Consider the following 17226-nt stretch of genomic DNA (forward strand, 5'->3'; position numbering starts at 1 on the left):
ATCTGGTAAATTAGCGACTACGATAAACTATTTTTTTGATCAATGATTATAACAAATCTTCTGCAACAATTTTATCCGCACCAAAGTATGGCCGTAATACTTCCGGAATTGTCACTGTACCATCTTCATTTTGGTAATTTTCTAAGATTGCTGCAACAGTTCGACCAACTGCCAAACCAGATCCATTCAAAGTGTGCACAAATTGTAATTTACCATTTTCATCACGATATTGAATGCGTGCTCGGCGAGCTTGAAATGCTTCTGTATTTGAGACAGAAGAAATTTCACGATAGATATTTTGCTGTGGCATCCACACTTCCACATCATATGTCTTTGCTGCTGAAAAGCCCATGTCACCTGTTGATAATGTGATAACGTGATATGGTAAATTCAATTTCTTCAAAATATTTTCGGCATTGACTGTCATATCTTCCAAAGCTTGATATGAATCCTCAGGCTTTGTGAATTTAACCATTTCGACCTTATTAAACTGGTGCATACGAATCAAGCCACGCGTATCACGCCCTGCTGAACCCGCCTCCTGACGAAAAGCTGGTGATAATGCTGTGACACTATATGGTAACTTTTCTGCATCGATCACTTCTTCACGGAAGTAATTAGTTAGTGGGACTTCTGCCGTTGGAATCAACGTCATGTCATCATTTGTACCAACACGGTATGCATCATCCATAAACTTTGGATATTGACCAGTCCCATACATGGCTTCATCTTTAACCAGGTATGGTGTGATCATTTCCTTATAACCTTCTTTTTGATGTTCATCTAACATAAAGTTATAAACAGCTCGTTCTAAACGAGCCCCTTGTCCAACATAATAGACAAAGCGAGCGCCTGATACTTTTGCACCACGTTCAAAATCTAAGATACCTAAATCTTCACCAATGTCAAAATGCGCTTTGGGTGCAAAATCAAATGTTGGTATATCACCCCATCGCCGTTCTTCACGATTGGCTGCTTCGTCTGGGCCAACAGGAATCGTGTCATTTGGCAAATTGGGAAAATGTAATGCGCGTTCTTTAATTTGCTTGTCTAACACAACAACTTGCTCATCCAACGCTTTAATTGTTGCTGAAACTGTTTGCATTTCAGCAATGACGTCACTAGCATCTTCTTTTTGACGTTTCTTCAGACCAATTTGATCTGATACGGTATTACGGCGTGCTTTTAATTCTTCCGTTTTCACCAATAATTCACGACGTTTTGCATCATCGGCAACTAAAGCATCAATCTCTTCTGGTGCAACGCCACGTGTGGCTAAACGTTCTTTTACTTTTGCTGTCTCATGACGAATTAATTTCATATCTAACATAATCATTATTCTCCTAGTTATTTTTTCAAACCCAGCTCATCGATTTTGTCATCAATCAAGGATAATACCTTGTTGGCTGCTAACTCATCCGTTACAAAATCATATTGATCACCATCAATACTTAATTTTGGGGATCGATCATACCTTTCAAACCAGGCAACATAGCGGTCATTTAAACTCTTATAATAATTATATAAGGATGGATCGTTCTCAATTTGCTCATATTCACGACCACGCTTTTTGATACGAGTTAACATCGTATCAAAACTAACGTGAATATAAATTAACAAATCTGGTGTTTTAACGATCGCATCATCAGAAAAATCCACCTGTTCCATCATGTTATTTAACAAATCACCATAGATTTGTACTTCAGTCTGGGTGGCTCTATCTAAATCTGCATTTAATTTAAACAACAACAAGTCCTCAAAGATAGATCGATCAATGACGTTTAATTGGCTACCCTGTGCATCCTTGATGTTATCTAAACGCTTATTTAAAAAATAATTTTGTAATAAAAAGCCATAGCGTTTTGGGTCTTCATAAAATAATGGCAGAATAGGATTATCATCAACGGATTCGTATAGTGCTTCGCTCCCTAAATGTTCTGCGAGCATCGTTGTTAAGCTGGTTTTCCCAGCACCAATAGTTCCCGATAATACGATCATCCTGTTGTCCTACTTTCTTTAATCAATATTAAGTTTATTTTACCAAATTTTACAACGTCTAACACATCCACTTTTGAGAACCAACCGAATTCTCACTAATTGCATCAAATTAAAAAGCCAAAGCCTTTCGAAATAATCGAAGACTTCGGCTTTTTAATTTGAAATAACCACCGTTACCTCAAAACCTATCATTGCTTCACGTTTACTCGTTCACACAATTACTTTTTACCAGAAACTGCATGAATACGATTAACCGCACGCATTAAGGCAGTTTGTGCACGTGCAACATCGTTTGTTTCACTTGCTGCTAAACGCTTTTCAGCACGTGCTTTCGCATCTTCTGCACGCTTAACATCGATATCTTGTGCTCTTTCTGCACTATCAGAGACAATTGTTAATTCATTATCAGAAAATTCAGCAAAACCACCACTAACTGCAATGATTTCTTCTGTATCTGACGAATCTGATTCGTCATCAACAATTTTCACTTCACTAATGTGCAACGCTGAAATAATTGGTGCATGGTTCGCCATGATTCCTTCTTCACCATTGGTTGTATTTAAAACAACTAATGAAGCTGTCTCATGTTCAAAAACCACACCATTTGGCGTTACCACCTTAACATGTAGGGTGTGTTCACTCATGGCGCCGCCCCCTTTGTTTAGTCAGCCATTTGAGCAGCTTTTTCAGCTACCATCTCAACGGCACCAACGTTACGGAAAGCATCTTCAGGATATTGATCGTACTTACCTTCCAAAATCTCCTTAAAACTGCGTACAGTTTCAGTCAATGGTACATATTGTCCAGGTAATCCTGTAAACGTCTCGGCAACAGAAAATGGCTGAGACAAGAAGAATTGGATACGACGAGCACGGTTAACGATCGTCTTCTCTTCATCTGACAATTCATCCATTCCTAGAATAGAAATGATATCTTGTAACTCACGGTAACGTTGTAATGTATGTTGCACTTCAGTTGCAACGTCATAATGTTCTTGTCCAACAACTTCTGGTGCTAAGGCCGTAGACGTTGAAGCCAATGGATCAACGGCTGGGTAGATTCCTTGTTGTGTCAATGAACGTTCCAAATTAGTCGTTGCATCCAAATGTGCGAATGTCGTCGCAGGCGCAGGGTCAGTATAATCATCGGCAGGCACATAAACAGCTTGAATCGATGTTACTGAGCCCTTCTTCGTTGAAGTGATTCGTTCTTGTAACTGACCCATCTCAGTAGCTAATGTTGGTTGATAACCAACGGCTGATGGAATTCGTCCAAGCAAAGCCGAAACCTCTGAACCTGCTTGCGTGAAACGGTAAATATTATCAATGAATAATAGCACATCCTGACCATTGACATCGCGGAAATGCTCAGCAATCGTCAAACCAGTTAAAGCAACACGCATACGTGCGCCAGGAGGTTCGTTCATTTGACCATATACCATGGCGGTTTGCTTCAAAACACCAGATCCTTGCATTTCATAGTACATATCATTACCTTCACGGGTACGCTCACCCACACCAGTAAAGACAGAAATACCATTATGACCTTGTGCGATGTTGTGAATCAATTCTTGAATCAACACCGTCTTACCAACACCGGCACCACCGAATAGACCAATTTTACCACCACGAACATATGGTGCTAATAGATCAATAACCTTGATACCAGTTTCTAAAATTTCTGTTGACGTTGACAATTCGTCGTATGCTGGTGCATCACGATGAATTGGATCACGTTGTACGTCGTCTCCCAGTGCTTCACCACCATCAACTGGCTCTCCTAGCACGTTAAACACACGTCCCAACGTTGCCTCACCAACAGGGACACTGATTGATTTTTCAGTATCTGTTGCCGTCATTCCACGTCGCAACCCATCAGTTGAATCCATGGCAATCGTACGCACGACACCATCACCCAGTGACAAAGAAACCTCGACCGTCAATGTTTTTTGATCACCCTTATCGATAATCAATGCATTATTAATATCTGGAATCTTTGTACCTGATGGAAAAGCAACGTCAACAACGGGACCAATGACTTGAACAACTTGTCCGGTATTCATTGTCGTTTCCTTTCTTCATTCATATAAATCTGATGTCAGATGCTTTTAATCCAAAGCAGCCATTCCACCAGTAATTTCTGTAATTTCAGTCGTAATTGCACCCTGACGCGCACGGTTGAATTGCAGTCCAAGTGAATCAATAATTTCCTTGGCATTATCAGTCGCTGAAGACATCGCATTTGCCGATGCAGCATGTTCAGCAGTTTTTGCATCGATGATAGCACCATAAACTAAACTTTCGGCATATTGTGGTAGCACAACACCCAAAATTTGTTCAGCTGATGGTTCCATATCATAATCAGCCGTATACTTTGTATCATCTTTAGATTCTGTTAAATCTTCTGTTGAAACAGGTAACATCTTCTCTAAATGTACTTCATTTGTAATACGACTAACATAATGCTGATAACCAACGATTAATTCATCAAAAACTTCGTTGTCATACATTGTTGTCACAGTTTTCACAATTTCACGAACCTCATTAAAGGTTGGCACATCGGAAACACCACGATACTCGTATGCAACATCAAACCCACGTTTCTTAAAGAAATCCGCACCATTACCACCAACCGCTAAGATAACAACTTGATCAGGTGTCAATTGGCGTTCAGTCATTCTAGACATTACTTCTTTTAATAATGTTGAATTATAACCACCAACTAAACCACGATCAGAAGATAGTACTAAAAATCCTACCTTTGACACATGACGTTGTTCAAGCAAAGTCCCTGAAACATTGTTGATATGCGCTGTTGCTAAGTGTGCCACAACGTCATGAAGGGCATCGGCATAAACCGTATATGAACCCCCATGACGTTGAATTTGACTTAGCTTAGCAGTTGAAACCATTTGCATGGCACTTGTAATTTGACGCGTCTTTTTTGTTGAGGCAATGCGGCGTTGAATATCTTGTAAAGAAGCTGCCATTTATCGCCCCTCCTTTACTATTCTTCTGCTGAGCCGGCAAATGTTGCTTTGAATTCCTTAATTGCAGCATCTATCGTGTCGGTATCAGGCAAGTTCTTTGTCTCAACAATTGTCTCTAACAAATCATTATGTGATGCACGCACAGCAGCAATTAATTCTGATTCAAAACGTAGAATATCATCGACTGCGACATCATCCATAAAGCCATGTGTTAGGGCATATAGTGATAACACTTGCTCCTCAACAGGCAATGGCTGATGCAAAGGTTGTTTCAATAACTCAACGGTACGACGACCACGGGCTAACTTAATTTGCGTTGCCTCGTCCAAATCTGAACCGAATTGGGCAAATGACTCCAACTCCTTGTATGAAGCCAAATCCAAGCGCAGTGTACCAGCAACTTTCTTCATCGCTTTAATTTGCGCGTCACCACCAACACGAGAAACAGAAGTTCCGGCATCGATAGCTGGACGAACACCAGCATAGAACTGATCCGCATCCAAGAAAATTTGGCCGTCGGTAATTGAAATCACATTGGTTGGGATGTATGCAGAAACATCACCAGCTTGTGTCTCAATAATTGGCAAAGCGGTCATTGACCCACCACCTAGCTCGTCTGACAACTTAGCAGCACGCTCTAACAAACGTGAATGCAAGTAGAAGACATCACCGGGGTAGGCTTCACGTCCAGGTGGACGACGAAGAATCAATGACAGCTCACGATAAGCCGTTGCTTGCTTTGATAAATCATCATAAACAATCAACACATGCTTACCGTTATACATAAACTCTTCACCCATTGCCGCACCAGCATAAGGCGCTAGATATAGCATTGGGGCTGGTTCTGAAGGACTAGCAGTCACAACGATTGTATAGTCCATGGCACCCATACGACGCAAAGTTTCAACTTGCGTACGCACAGTTGAGGCCTTTTGACCAATCGCAACATAGACAACGATCATATCTTGATCTTTTTGATTCAAAATCGTGTCAATCGCAACAGATGTCTTACCAGTCTTACGATCACCGATAATTAACTCACGTTGACCACGACCAATTGGTACTAAAGCATCGACAGCCTTTAGACCAGTTTGTAGTGGTTCAAACACAGACTTACGCTCCATAACACCTGGAGCTTTAACTTCAACAGGACGTGTTTTTTCTGTTTCAATTGGGCCCATCCCATCAACAGGCTGTCCCAAGGCATTAACAACACGACCAATCAGTTGCTCACCAACAGGCACTTCCATGATACGTCCAGTACGCTTAACAGTATCACCTTCACGAATACTGTCATAGCTACCAAGAATAATGATACCAACATCATTTGATTCTAAGTTTTGCGTCATACCATAAACACCATTTTCAAACTCGACAAGCTCACCAGCAAGGGCATTTTCCAACCCCGTTGCGCGAGCGATACCATCACCAATGTAGGTAACAGTTCCAGTTTCTTTTACTGTTAAGTCGTCTTGATAATTGGCTAATTGCTTTTTGATGAGTGAACTGATTTCTTCAGCTTTGATGCTCATTTCAGCAGTTCCTCTTTCTTTATAGTGTGTCTATTCATCACACACAACATCAATTTTAACTAGAATTTCGATTACTAGCGGATGATACTCTGACGAATAGCAACTAATTTTGTTGCTAATGATCCATCCAAAATTTGGTCATTGGCTTTCACAATCACGCCACCAAGTAGGTTCTCATCAACGATTTGTGTCAAACGAACTTCATTAGCCTGATAACGTTGTACAAGTTTCTCTTTTAAACGTGACACTTGCTCTTCACTCAATGGCACCGCTGTTTGTACCTCTGCATTCACAATACCAGCAGCCTGATTAACAAGTTCTTCATACTTTGAAATAATTGCTGGCAAGTTTTGAATACGTCGATAATCAAACGTCATCTTAATCAGATTTTTAACAACCTGACTCGTATTCTCTGACAAAGTTGTTAACAATTGCTGCTTCACATTTTCATCAATACGCAAAGATAGCAATGCCTTCGTAAATTCTGGATTTTGTACTAATACATCACGAACGACCGATAACTCAGCCATCGTTGCTTCATCAGTACCTTGATCATGGGTTAATTCGAACAAAGCAACGGCATATCGCTTAGCAATCGTTGCTTTATCTAATGCCATTACTTGTTACCTAACCCTTCAATGTAAGCGTCAATAAGCGCTTTTTGATCATCTAACTTTAGTTCTTTCTGGATAATCTTTTGTGCGATGGTTACTGAAAGTTCAGCAACTTCACTCTTAACGTCAGCCATTGCTTCAGAACGTTCTTGTGCAATCTGAGCACTTGCTTGTTCTTTAGTTGCTTGGGCATCTGCTTGAGCGTCAGCAACGATTTGATCACGTTGCTTACCAGCTGCTGCCTTGGCATCAGAAACAATACCGTTAGCTTCAGTACGTGCTGATTGCAACTGCTCTGAACGCTTTGAAGCCATTTCTTCGGCCTTTTGACGCGCTTCTTCAGCAGTATCCAAATCATGAGCGACTTTCTCCGCACGCTTTTCCATCATTTTTACTACTGGTCCCCAGGCATACTTCTTTAATAGAAGCATCAAGACTAGGAATGCCACTAGTACAAACAACATGTTACCCAAAGCCAACCCTTCGCTAGCACCTGCTAGAACAATTTGATTAAACATAATTAGTTGGCCTCCGCGTTTCGATTATCGTGCTAACAACATGAAGGCAATAGCAATAGCGATGATTGGAACGGCTTCGACCAAACCAACTCCGATAAACATGTTCGTACGTAACTTACCTTCTAATTCAGGTTGACGTGCTGTACCAGCAATCATACTTGAAATAACAATACCGTTACCAATACCAGCACCAATAGCGGCACCAGCTGCGGCAACACCAACACCAATGGTTGCAACATCCATTTTTACAATCCTCCGATTAATTTAAACAGTTACTGTAGTTACTCTGTCTTTTCCGAAACATAGACAGTCGTCAAAGTGACGAAGACAAACGCTTGAATGGCCCCAATAAACAATGAAAATCCTTGCCATAGAATTGTGAGCACAAACGCTGGTATAAATGTTAAGGCACCAGCAGACTGTGCCAATTGCCACAATAGAGACAAAACCATTTCACCAGCAAAGATATTACCGAACAGACGTAGTCCCAATGTTAGAAAACTAGTAAACTGCTCAATAAGATTTAAGGGGAATAAGACACTAAATGGTGACAGATATACTGACTTGAAGTATTTCTTAAATCCTTGCTTTTCAACACCTAAGAAATGAGCAATGGTAATCGCAATTAATGCTAATGTCATTGTCACTAGTGGGTTAGCGGTTGGTGAGTTCAGAAATGTATTACCATCCACTTTAACCGTAAAGGCAACACCTAGTTGATTGCCAACGAAGATGAACAAAAACATGGAAAATATGAAAAACTTCAAACTGTTACCAGTCTTATTTGGCAATGATCCATCAACAATATTATTAGTAAAATCAATGACCCACTCTAGCATATTTTGCTTACTTTTCCCGGCTGGTTTCATAACCAATTTTCGAGAAGTCCACAATGCTAGCAGAAAAACAATCGTCATCGAAACTAATGTTGAAATAACCACATTCCAATCAAACGTCAACCCCGCAATGCTAAAGGTCGCGGTTTTCTCCAATGAAATTCACCTCTTTCCTTTCTTGAAATATAATCAAGCGGCATGCATATCAAACAGGACCGTTTAACTTTTACCACCTAATATTACCCCTTTTTGAAGGTATTTCAATAATAAAGGACTACTTTAATTTGTCCCATTTCTGCAACGTTTTTTTACAAAGCTTGTTATATCACACTTTTTACTATTCCAAATAAGAATAATAATAATTTTATATCCAAAATAGAAATAATATTTTGCACTAATCTGTCTTCCCTTATAAAAAAACCGTTATTTTACAACACACATTGCAAAATAACAGTCAAAAAATGCTGTCATCATCACGATAATTTATTTTTCAGAAGCTGCTTTTTCCGGTAAAATCAAGTTCAAAACGATACCCAAGACAGTGGCGATTGCAACACCTGAAAATTGTACAACATTATTACCATGTCCCAATTGTAGATAAGCGTTACCAATCCCAATAACTAAGACAGATGAAGCAATCATCAAATTACGCTTCAAATTAAAATCTAGTTTATTTTCAACAATGATTCGCAATCCTGATGCGGCAATCACACCAAACAATAGGAACGATACCCCTCCTGTGACTGCCCCCGGAATCGTTTGAATCAAAGCTGATAATTTACCAACAAACGAGAAGAGAATGGCAAATGTTGCGGCACCCATCAAAACATACACCGAATGCACCTTTGTAATTGCCATAACACCAATATTTTCACCATATGATGTCACAGATGGTCCACCAACTAAACCAGCAAATAACGAAGCAACCCCATCACCAGCTAGTGTCCGGTGCAACCCAGGATTTTTAATATAATCGCGTCCTGTCAAATCATCTAACACCATCAAATGACCCAAATGTTCTGTAATGGTAACTAACGCAATTGGTGCCATCACGAGCACAGCACCCCAATGCATTACTGGTCGATAATCCACAAACGGGATATCAAAAGCTGGTAAAGTAAACCATGCGGCATCAGCAACTGGCTTTAAGTCGACTAAACCAACCATTATTGCTAAAACGTAACCAACAATGATTCCTAATAATATTGGAATCAAACCTAGAAATCCACGAAGATACATATTAAAGAAAATTGTAATCCCCAATGTTACCATTGCAACTAAAAATACTCGAATATCATATTTACCATTTAATAATGTCGCCGATTGTGCAGCAGAACCAGACAATGATAATCCGATCACCATAATAATTGGACCAACCACTATTGGTGGCAATAACTTTTCAATCCATTCAGTCCCAATGAACCCAACAATCGCTGCAACAATCAAATAAACAATACCAACAGAAATCACACCTGTTGCCACACCAGGATAGCCAGTTGTTTTCATCAAAGCAACCATTGGAATAATGAAAGCAAAGCTTGATCCCATATAAGCAGGGATCTGACGCTTTGTAATCAAAATATGTAATAGTGTTCCAACACCAGAACTAAATAGCGCAATGCCCGGATTTAATCCAACTAGTAATGGTACTAAAACAGTTGACCCAAACATTGAAAACATATGTTGTAACGATAGCCCTATCCATTGCCAAAAGCCTGGCTTTTCATCTACATCTAATACAACCTGCCGTTCTGTATCCATTGTGTTATTCCTTTCATACGTCAGCTTAATTGCTGGGAAATAATTAAAAAATACTGAATGCCTAAAAAGGGACTGTCAATCTTACCATTTTAACTTGGTAGATTAATAGTCCACAAACATGTGTCAAATTTGTACCCTAATTGATGCACCCAGTACCAAAGTAATCTTACTAGTCTCACAGGACCAAGTTAGAGCTATTTTCAACGTCATTTATTATATATCAGTTAACAAATCTAGTAAACGTCTTTTAAATTAGTTAAACGTTTTAATTGAAACAAACTGTCGTTAATCCTAAATAGCTGCCTTTACACATATTAAGTATGCAAGTAACATACCTATCACGTATATAAAAAAGAGGTTAATCACAATTGATTAACCTCAACATCACAGTCACATGATGTAAAAATTTTAGTTTATTAATGAGTACCAAACAAACGGTCTCCTGCATCACCAAGTCCAGGAATAATATAACCATGTTCGTTAAGTTTTTCATCCAACCCAGCAGTATAAATATCAACATCAGGATGTGTCTTTTGCACTGTTTCAACACCAACTGGTGCTGATACCAACGTAATCAACTTAATCTTAGTCGCACCACGCTTCTTAAGTGCATCGATTGCCATCACCGCTGAACCACCCGTTGCTAACATCGGATCAACGACCAATACTTCACGTTGATCGATATCTTCTGGCAACTTCACAAAATACTCAACTGGTTCTAGTGATTCTTCATCACGGTACATACCGATGTGGCCAATACGAGCAGCAGGAATCAACTTCATAATACCGTCTACCATCCCAAGGCCTGCACGTAAAATTGGCACGATGGCTAATTTCTTTCCAGCCAATGTTTTTTGCGTTGTTGTCGCAACTGGGGTCTCAACAACAACATCTTCAACTGGTAAATCACGTGTCACTTCATAAGCCATCAATGAGGCAATTTCATCAACAATTTCACGAAATTCTTTTGTACCAACATTCTTATTACGAATAATTGTTAATTTATGTTGAATTAGTGGGTGGTCAAAAACCGTTAGCTTACTCATTTCAAAGCTCCATTTCGTTTTCTTCTATTATAACGCTTTTTCTTAATTTGCGTATTCAATCCCTGACAAAGGGAAACGACTAGTTAAGTCTAATACCGCCTGCTTTACAGACGTTAACGTTGCTTCATCTTCAGGGTTAGCAAGTACTTTCAAAATCAATGTCGCCACTTCTTTTGACTCAGTTTCTTTGAAACCACGTGTTGTAATTGCTGGTGTCCCAATACGAATACCTGATGTCACAAACGGACTGCGTGGTTCATTTGGAATCGCTTCTTTATTAGTTGTAATGTGCACGCTATCTAAAACATTTTGTGCATGCTTACCAGAAATACCAGTCGCCGTTAGATCTAAGTTAAACAGATGATTATCTGTCCCACCTGATACAACACGGACTAGATCAGACGCAGCAAACACATCAGCCATCGCTTTCGCATTGGCAATTACTTGTTGACCATACGTTTTAAAACTAGGCTGCATTGCTTCGTAAAAAGCAACTGCTTTACCAGCAATCACATGCTCTAATGGTCCACCTTGTGTACCCGGAAAAATAGCTGAATTAATCGCTTTTCCTAATGCTTGCTTTGCTAAAATCAAACCGCCACGTGGCCCACGTAATGTTTTATGCGTTGTTGATGTTACAACATCAGCAATGCCAACTGGTGAAGGATGAACACCAGCAGCAACTAAGCCAGCAATATGCGCCATATCAACCATGAGATATGCCCCCACAGAGTCAGCAATTTGACGGAAACGATCAAAATCGATAAATCGTGAATATGCTGATGCACCTGTCACAATCAACTTTGGCTTGAACTCATTTGCTAAAGCAGCAACTTGTTCATAATCAATCCGCTCATCATCATTCAAACCATAAGCATGAAAATGATAAGTCTTACCAGAAAAATTAACGGGTGACCCGTGCGTTAAGTGACCACCAGCATTCAAATCAAGCCCCAAGACATGATCACCAGGTTCAAGTAATGCTGCGTAAACAGCCGCATTCGCTTGTGAACCAGAATGTGGCTGAACATTGGCGTACTCCGCCCCAAACAGCTCTTTCACACGATCAATTGCCAATTGCTCAACTTGATCGATATATTCAGTACCACCATAATAACGCTTGTTAGGATAGCCTTCAGCATATTTATTGGTTAAAATACTGCCCTGTGCAGCACGCACACCTGCAGACGCAATGTTTTCTGAAGCAATTAATTCAATATTATGCTCTTGGCGATCGGCTTCACGATCAATTGCAGCCCATAGTTCAGGATCAAATTCGCGATAATTTGTCATTGGGGTTGACCTCCTTCAGTCAAAACAGATTAATTAGTTAATAGCTCACTAATCCAGTGGCCACCAGATGCTTTACCTAGTCGATTATTATATGCACCATTTTCATCAATCTGTGGCATGGCAGCAACAAGAATCGTTCGCACATCTTTTTTCTCATCAAAATACCTTAGCCCAGCAAATAATTTTGCAGCGGCTGTATCATTATTATCTCCCAATGACCAAACAAAATCCATACCTGCTAATTGATGCGTTGCAATTAAATCATTAGTCAACATTAACCCAACTGGATCAATTTGGCTTTGCATCCAAATAATCGCCTTTGTCCAATCTTCCGGTGCAACCATATAAACGTCCTTATCAGGTGCATAATGCCGATATTTCATACCAGGCGCCTTAGGTGTTTCATTGTCTGCAACACGATGAATTTCAGAATCTACTGGCGTTTGAATAACTGCTTCTATTTGTGCGGGCGTAATTTTACCTGGACGTAAGATGGCTGGCATTTTAGTTGATAAGTCTAAGACCGTTGATTCAACCCCGATTTTTGTTGGACCGTCATCTAAAATACCTGCAATCTTACCATGCAAATCATGATACACGTGTTTTGCTAATGTCGGCGATGGCTTACCCGAAGTATTTGCAGATGGTCCAACCAATGGCTTACCACTGTCTCGAATCAATTGACGCGTCACATCATTGTCAGGCAAACGTACAGCAACCGTATCCAATCCACCGGTCACTGTCATTGATAAGACACCTGGCCTAACTGGCAGAATCATCGTCAATGGTCCTGGCCAATAAGCAGCCATTAATTTTTGTGCCAACTCGTTAACAATGGCAAAGTCAGCCACTTGCTCTGGGTCAGCGACGTGGACAATTAGCGGATTATCAGATGGTCGCCCTTTCGCTGCATACACTTTGCCAACTGCTTTTTCATTATAGGCATCCGCACCAAGTCCATAAACAGTTTCTGTTGGAAAGGCAACCAACGAACCACGTCTAATGGCACGTGCTGCCGCATCCATATCATTAACTGTCCATATTTTTGTTTCTGTCATTTTTACATCTCCCGCAATACTTTAATCATTCGATCATGACCACTTAAATCCTGACGTAATGTTACCTTGACATGAGGTAATGTTTCAAATAATTTAACAAGTGCCTGTCCTTGTTGATAACCAATTTCAAAGTACGCAGCACCACCTGGATTCAGATATGCTAATAAATCGGCTGCCATTTGTTTATATAATGCTAAACCATCGTCTTCAGCGTATAGTGCAATATCTGGTTCAAAAGCAACAACAGATTCGTCCATCATAGCCTGTTCATCACGACTAATATAAGGTGGATTAGCAACAATAATGTCAAAGCGACCTGCAACATTTGTAAACAAATCACTCTCCAAAAAGCTCACATTTGGTGCATACAATGCTGCATTTTCCTTAGCGACAAACAATGCTTCACTTGAAATATCTAATCCATTGACATCCCAGGTTGGTCGTTCCGCACTTAACGTCACAGCAATCGCACCTGAACCAGTGCCAATATCTAACACTCGTTTCTTGTCACGAGTCACATGATCGTTTAAAATCCATTCAACCAATTCCTCTGTTTCTTGACGAGGAATGAGCACTCGCCGATCGACTTGAAATTCTCTACCATAAAAAGCAGCATGCCCTAATGCATACTGTACTGGTTGACCACCCTTAATGGCGCGTACCGCAACCATAAAACGCAAACGTTTTTCATCTTCTAGAACTGTATTGCGATTATTTGATAATTGCGCATAATTCCAATCCATCATCCCAGTTAACAAATAGTCGATTTGTGCCATCCGCTCAACTTCATCATGAATATAAGGTTCCAACTGCCAGTTCCCCCATTCACGTACTGCTTGAATGGTCCATTGTTCATCAAACATATTATCTTATCCTTGTTTTAATGCTTCAAGCTTAGCCGTTTGATCAGCAATCAATAAGGCATCAATGATATCTGCCAATTCACCGTTCATAATACGGTCTAACTTATTTAATGATAGGCCAATTCGGTGATCTGTTACCCGATTTTGAGGATAATTATATGTTCGAATACGCTCAGAGCGATCACCAGACCCAACAGCAGTCTTTCGTTGTTCGGCATATTCTGCCTCATTTTGTGATGCATAATAATCGTACACACGCGTCTTTAAAATTTCCATTGCCTTCGCACGATTTTGTTGTTGTGAACGTTGGTCTTGCATCGCAACGACAATACCTGTTGGTAAATGTGTCATACGAACTGCTGATGATGTCTTGTTAATATGTTGTCCACCAGCACCAGATGAACGATAAACATCAACACGCAGATCCTTATCGGCAATCTCAATATCAACATCTTCATACTCAGGCATCACACCAACTGTTGCGGTTGAAGTATGTACACGACCAGCTGATTCAGTTTCTGGTACACGTTGCACACGATGCGCACCATTTTCGAATTTCAATTTAGAATAAACATTATCGCCGGTAATCATCAAAACGATTTCTTTATAGCCACCAATTTCCGTCTTATTCTCATCAATAATTTCAACGTGCCAACCTTGTTTTTCAGCATAGCGAACATACATATCATATAAATCAGCCGCAAACAAAGCGCCTTCATCACCACCAGCTGCTCCGTGAATTTCCATAATGATATTTTTATCATCATTAGGATCCTTTGGTAGTAACAGAATTTTGATTTGTTCTTCTAATTCATCTTTTTCAGTATGCAAATCTTTTAATTCTTCTTTTGCTAACTCTTCTAATTCTGAATCACTCGCTTCTTCACGAAGAATATCTTCATTTTCTGCAATCCCTGCAATGACTTTTTTATAACGTTTAAACGTTTCAACTGTTTCACGTAAACTACCCTCTTCTTTAGAGAGTGCAAGAAACCGTTTTGTGTCAGCAATGACTTCCGGGTCTGAAATCATTTCACTTACTTCATCATACCGATCCACAACGGATTGTACTTTTTCAAAAATTTCATCCATGTTTTTCTATTCCTTTAACATTATTCATGATTAATCGCTGTTCGTCGTGCTAATGCTTCTAAATCTGGATGATTATAATGTCTCCGACAAACAGGCATATAGGCTTCGTCACCACCGATTTGAACTTGTTCACCTTCATATATCGGTTGACCATTTGCCAATCGTAAATTCATAATCGCTTTACGACCACAGAACGAGCATAGTGTTTTCATTTCCTCAATTTTATCTGCATAAATCAACAAAGCTTCCGAACCAGGAAACAATTGATTAAATGCATCATTTTTCAAACCAAAAGCTAAGACAGGAATATTTAATTCGTCGACTACTCGGGTTAGTTGCAGTACTTGTTCTTTCGTCATAAACTGTGCTTCATCAATCAATACTGCTGCTACTGTGTCATTGTTCAAAATAATTTGAAATAAATCATCCGTGGCATGAATTGCCCGAGCGGACCGTTGCATACCAATACGCGAAGCAATTTCACCGACACCTGTACGATTATCCAAAGCGCTCGTTAATAACAAGACATGTCGTTGTTGCACCTCGTAATTATGCGCAACTTTTAATATCTCAATACTTTTACCACTGGCCATTGCACCATAACGAAAAAATAATTGCGCCATCTTGTCCCTGCCTTTCACCTATAAAATCTAGCTTACACTCCAATCTAGTATACCAAAATTGTCAATAAAAAAAAGATAAGCTGACAAAAGATGCCTTGGAGTCGGTATGTTACGTGGTTTGGTCGGTTTGTGGTCATAGACCATGAAACGAACAAATGCGTTACATTGAGGATTCAAGTTTTTGGACCACGTTTAAAAGCCGTCAATCTTGCCATAAAATAGCGAAATTGACGGCTTATTGAGACTTTATGACGATTTATGATCACAACAATCAATATAAAATAATAACATATTCTTAGAAAAATTCTGGTGAAATAGTTGCAATTTTAGCTTGCCAATCAATGCCTGGATACTTTCGATCTAAAATCAACTGTAGCATGTGCAACGCTAGATTTCCATTACGAGTCAAAATTGGCCCATGAAAATAGGTCCCATAAACATTACGATAGACCAGTCCTTCGCCACCATCTTCACCATTATTCCCGTTTCCTTTGATAACCTTACCTAATGGCCGCTCATCATCTCCTAAGAACGTACGTCCTTGATGGTTTTCAAAACCATGATACTCCAAATGATTTACTTCATCTTCAATTGTAACGTTACCAATGAAACGATTGTCTGGTTGGTTCAAAGTGTAGTGACTTAAAGCACCAATGCCATTAACTCTTGTCCCATCAGCCAATAAGAAATATTGTCCTAGCAATTGAAAGCCACCACAAACACCTAATAATGGCCCATTGTTTTCAATGTACGTCTTCAAAGCGGGCGCTTTATCCGGCAAGTCATCAGCAACGATCCTTTGTTCATAATCTTGCCCACCACCAAATAAAACAAAATCATAAGCCGTCGCATCAAAAGGATCACCCAATGAGACAATTTTTTCGTCAACCGTGATACCTAATTGTTTTGCATAATAACGCAACGCAACAATATTGCCAAAATCGCCGTACGTATTCATTAAATCACCATACAAATGAGCGGCATGTATCTCATATTCAGCCAT

Annotated in this window: 18 protein-coding genes; all 18 read right to left on the reverse strand. The window is 39.8% G+C overall.

Translation table 11 applies throughout. The features are described from left to right. Positions 1-46 precede the first annotated feature (46 nt). Positions 47-1330 carry a serine--tRNA ligase gene (gene serS / locus ACSKY2_RS05890; RefSeq protein WP_489877089.1) on the reverse strand — a complete coding sequence of 428 codons (1284 nt, stop codon included), beginning with the start codon at positions 1328-1330 and terminating at the stop codon, positions 47-49. Between the two features lie 17 nt (positions 1331-1347). Continuing rightward, positions 1348-1998: a deoxynucleoside kinase gene (locus tag ACSKY2_RS05895; protein ID WP_489877090.1), complete on the reverse strand. Its 651-nt coding sequence runs from the start codon at positions 1996-1998 to the stop codon at positions 1348-1350. Positions 1999-2216: 218 nt separating this feature from the next. Next, positions 2217-2642: a F0F1 ATP synthase subunit epsilon gene (locus tag ACSKY2_RS05900; RefSeq protein WP_489840673.1), complete on the reverse strand. Its 426-nt coding sequence runs from the start codon at positions 2640-2642 to the stop codon at positions 2217-2219. 17 nt (positions 2643-2659) lie between these two features. Then, a complete protein-coding gene (gene atpD / locus ACSKY2_RS05905) occupies positions 2660-4060 on the reverse strand; it encodes a F0F1 ATP synthase subunit beta (protein ID WP_489840672.1) in 1401 nt (466 codons plus the stop codon). A 45-nt stretch (positions 4061-4105) separates the two neighbouring features. Continuing rightward, positions 4106-4987, reverse strand: coding sequence for a F0F1 ATP synthase subunit gamma (locus ACSKY2_RS05910; RefSeq protein WP_489877091.1), 882 nt, complete (start codon positions 4985-4987; stop codon positions 4106-4108). A 17-nt stretch (positions 4988-5004) separates the two neighbouring features. Continuing rightward, complete coding sequence (atpA, locus tag ACSKY2_RS05915; protein WP_489877092.1) at positions 5005-6519, reverse strand: F0F1 ATP synthase subunit alpha; 1515 nt, start codon at positions 6517-6519, stop codon at positions 5005-5007. A 74-nt stretch (positions 6520-6593) separates the two neighbouring features. Beyond that, positions 6594-7136 (reverse strand): ATP synthase F1 subunit delta, encoded by a 543-nt coding sequence (atpH, locus tag ACSKY2_RS05920; protein ID WP_489840669.1) that lies wholly within the window; start codon positions 7134-7136, stop codon positions 6594-6596. After that, a complete protein-coding gene (gene atpF, locus ACSKY2_RS05925) occupies positions 7136-7651 on the reverse strand; it encodes a F0F1 ATP synthase subunit B (RefSeq protein ID WP_489840668.1) in 516 nt (171 codons plus the stop codon). The genes atpH and atpF overlap by 1 nt, the downstream gene beginning before the upstream one ends. 24 nt (positions 7652-7675) lie before the next feature. After that, the gene (gene atpE / locus ACSKY2_RS05930) at positions 7676-7894 is read right to left on the reverse strand and encodes a F0F1 ATP synthase subunit C (RefSeq protein WP_002828033.1); all 219 of its coding nucleotides are present in this window, start codon (positions 7892-7894) and stop codon (positions 7676-7678) included. A gap of 38 nt (positions 7895-7932) precedes the next feature. Continuing rightward, on the reverse strand, positions 7933-8643 hold the full coding sequence (gene atpB, locus ACSKY2_RS05935; protein WP_489840667.1) for a F0F1 ATP synthase subunit A: 711 nt from the start codon (positions 8641-8643) through the stop codon (positions 7933-7935). A 327-nt stretch (positions 8644-8970) separates the two neighbouring features. After that, positions 8971-10248: a solute carrier family 23 protein gene (locus ACSKY2_RS05940; RefSeq protein WP_489877093.1), complete on the reverse strand. Its 1278-nt coding sequence runs from the start codon at positions 10246-10248 to the stop codon at positions 8971-8973. A 416-nt stretch (positions 10249-10664) separates the two neighbouring features. Then, the gene (gene upp, locus ACSKY2_RS05945; protein ID WP_489840665.1) at positions 10665-11294 is read right to left on the reverse strand and encodes a uracil phosphoribosyltransferase; all 630 of its coding nucleotides are present in this window, start codon (positions 11292-11294) and stop codon (positions 10665-10667) included. A 42-nt stretch (positions 11295-11336) separates the two neighbouring features. Then, positions 11337-12587 carry a serine hydroxymethyltransferase gene (gene glyA, locus ACSKY2_RS05950; protein ID WP_489840664.1) on the reverse strand — a complete coding sequence of 417 codons (1251 nt, stop codon included), beginning with the start codon at positions 12585-12587 and terminating at the stop codon, positions 11337-11339. A 29-nt stretch (positions 12588-12616) separates the two neighbouring features. Further along, positions 12617-13645 (reverse strand): L-threonylcarbamoyladenylate synthase, encoded by a 1029-nt coding sequence (locus ACSKY2_RS05955; RefSeq protein WP_489877094.1) that lies wholly within the window; start codon positions 13643-13645, stop codon positions 12617-12619. Between the two features lie 2 nt (positions 13646-13647). Beyond that, positions 13648-14508, reverse strand: a complete 861-nt coding sequence (gene prmC, locus ACSKY2_RS05960; RefSeq protein ID WP_489877095.1) for a peptide chain release factor N(5)-glutamine methyltransferase — start codon at positions 14506-14508, stop codon at positions 13648-13650. A gap of 6 nt (positions 14509-14514) precedes the next feature. Beyond that, entirely contained in the window at positions 14515-15600 is a 1086-nt protein-coding gene (gene prfA, locus ACSKY2_RS05965; RefSeq protein WP_489877096.1) for a peptide chain release factor 1, read from the reverse strand. A 20-nt stretch (positions 15601-15620) separates the two neighbouring features. Further along, entirely contained in the window at positions 15621-16223 is a 603-nt protein-coding gene (locus tag ACSKY2_RS05970; protein WP_489877097.1) for a thymidine kinase, read from the reverse strand. A 295-nt stretch (positions 16224-16518) separates the two neighbouring features. Next, entirely contained in the window at positions 16519-17226 is a 708-nt protein-coding gene (locus tag ACSKY2_RS05975; RefSeq protein WP_489877098.1) for a type 1 glutamine amidotransferase, read from the reverse strand.

Source organism: Weissella sp. ESL1156, assembly GCF_058505625.1.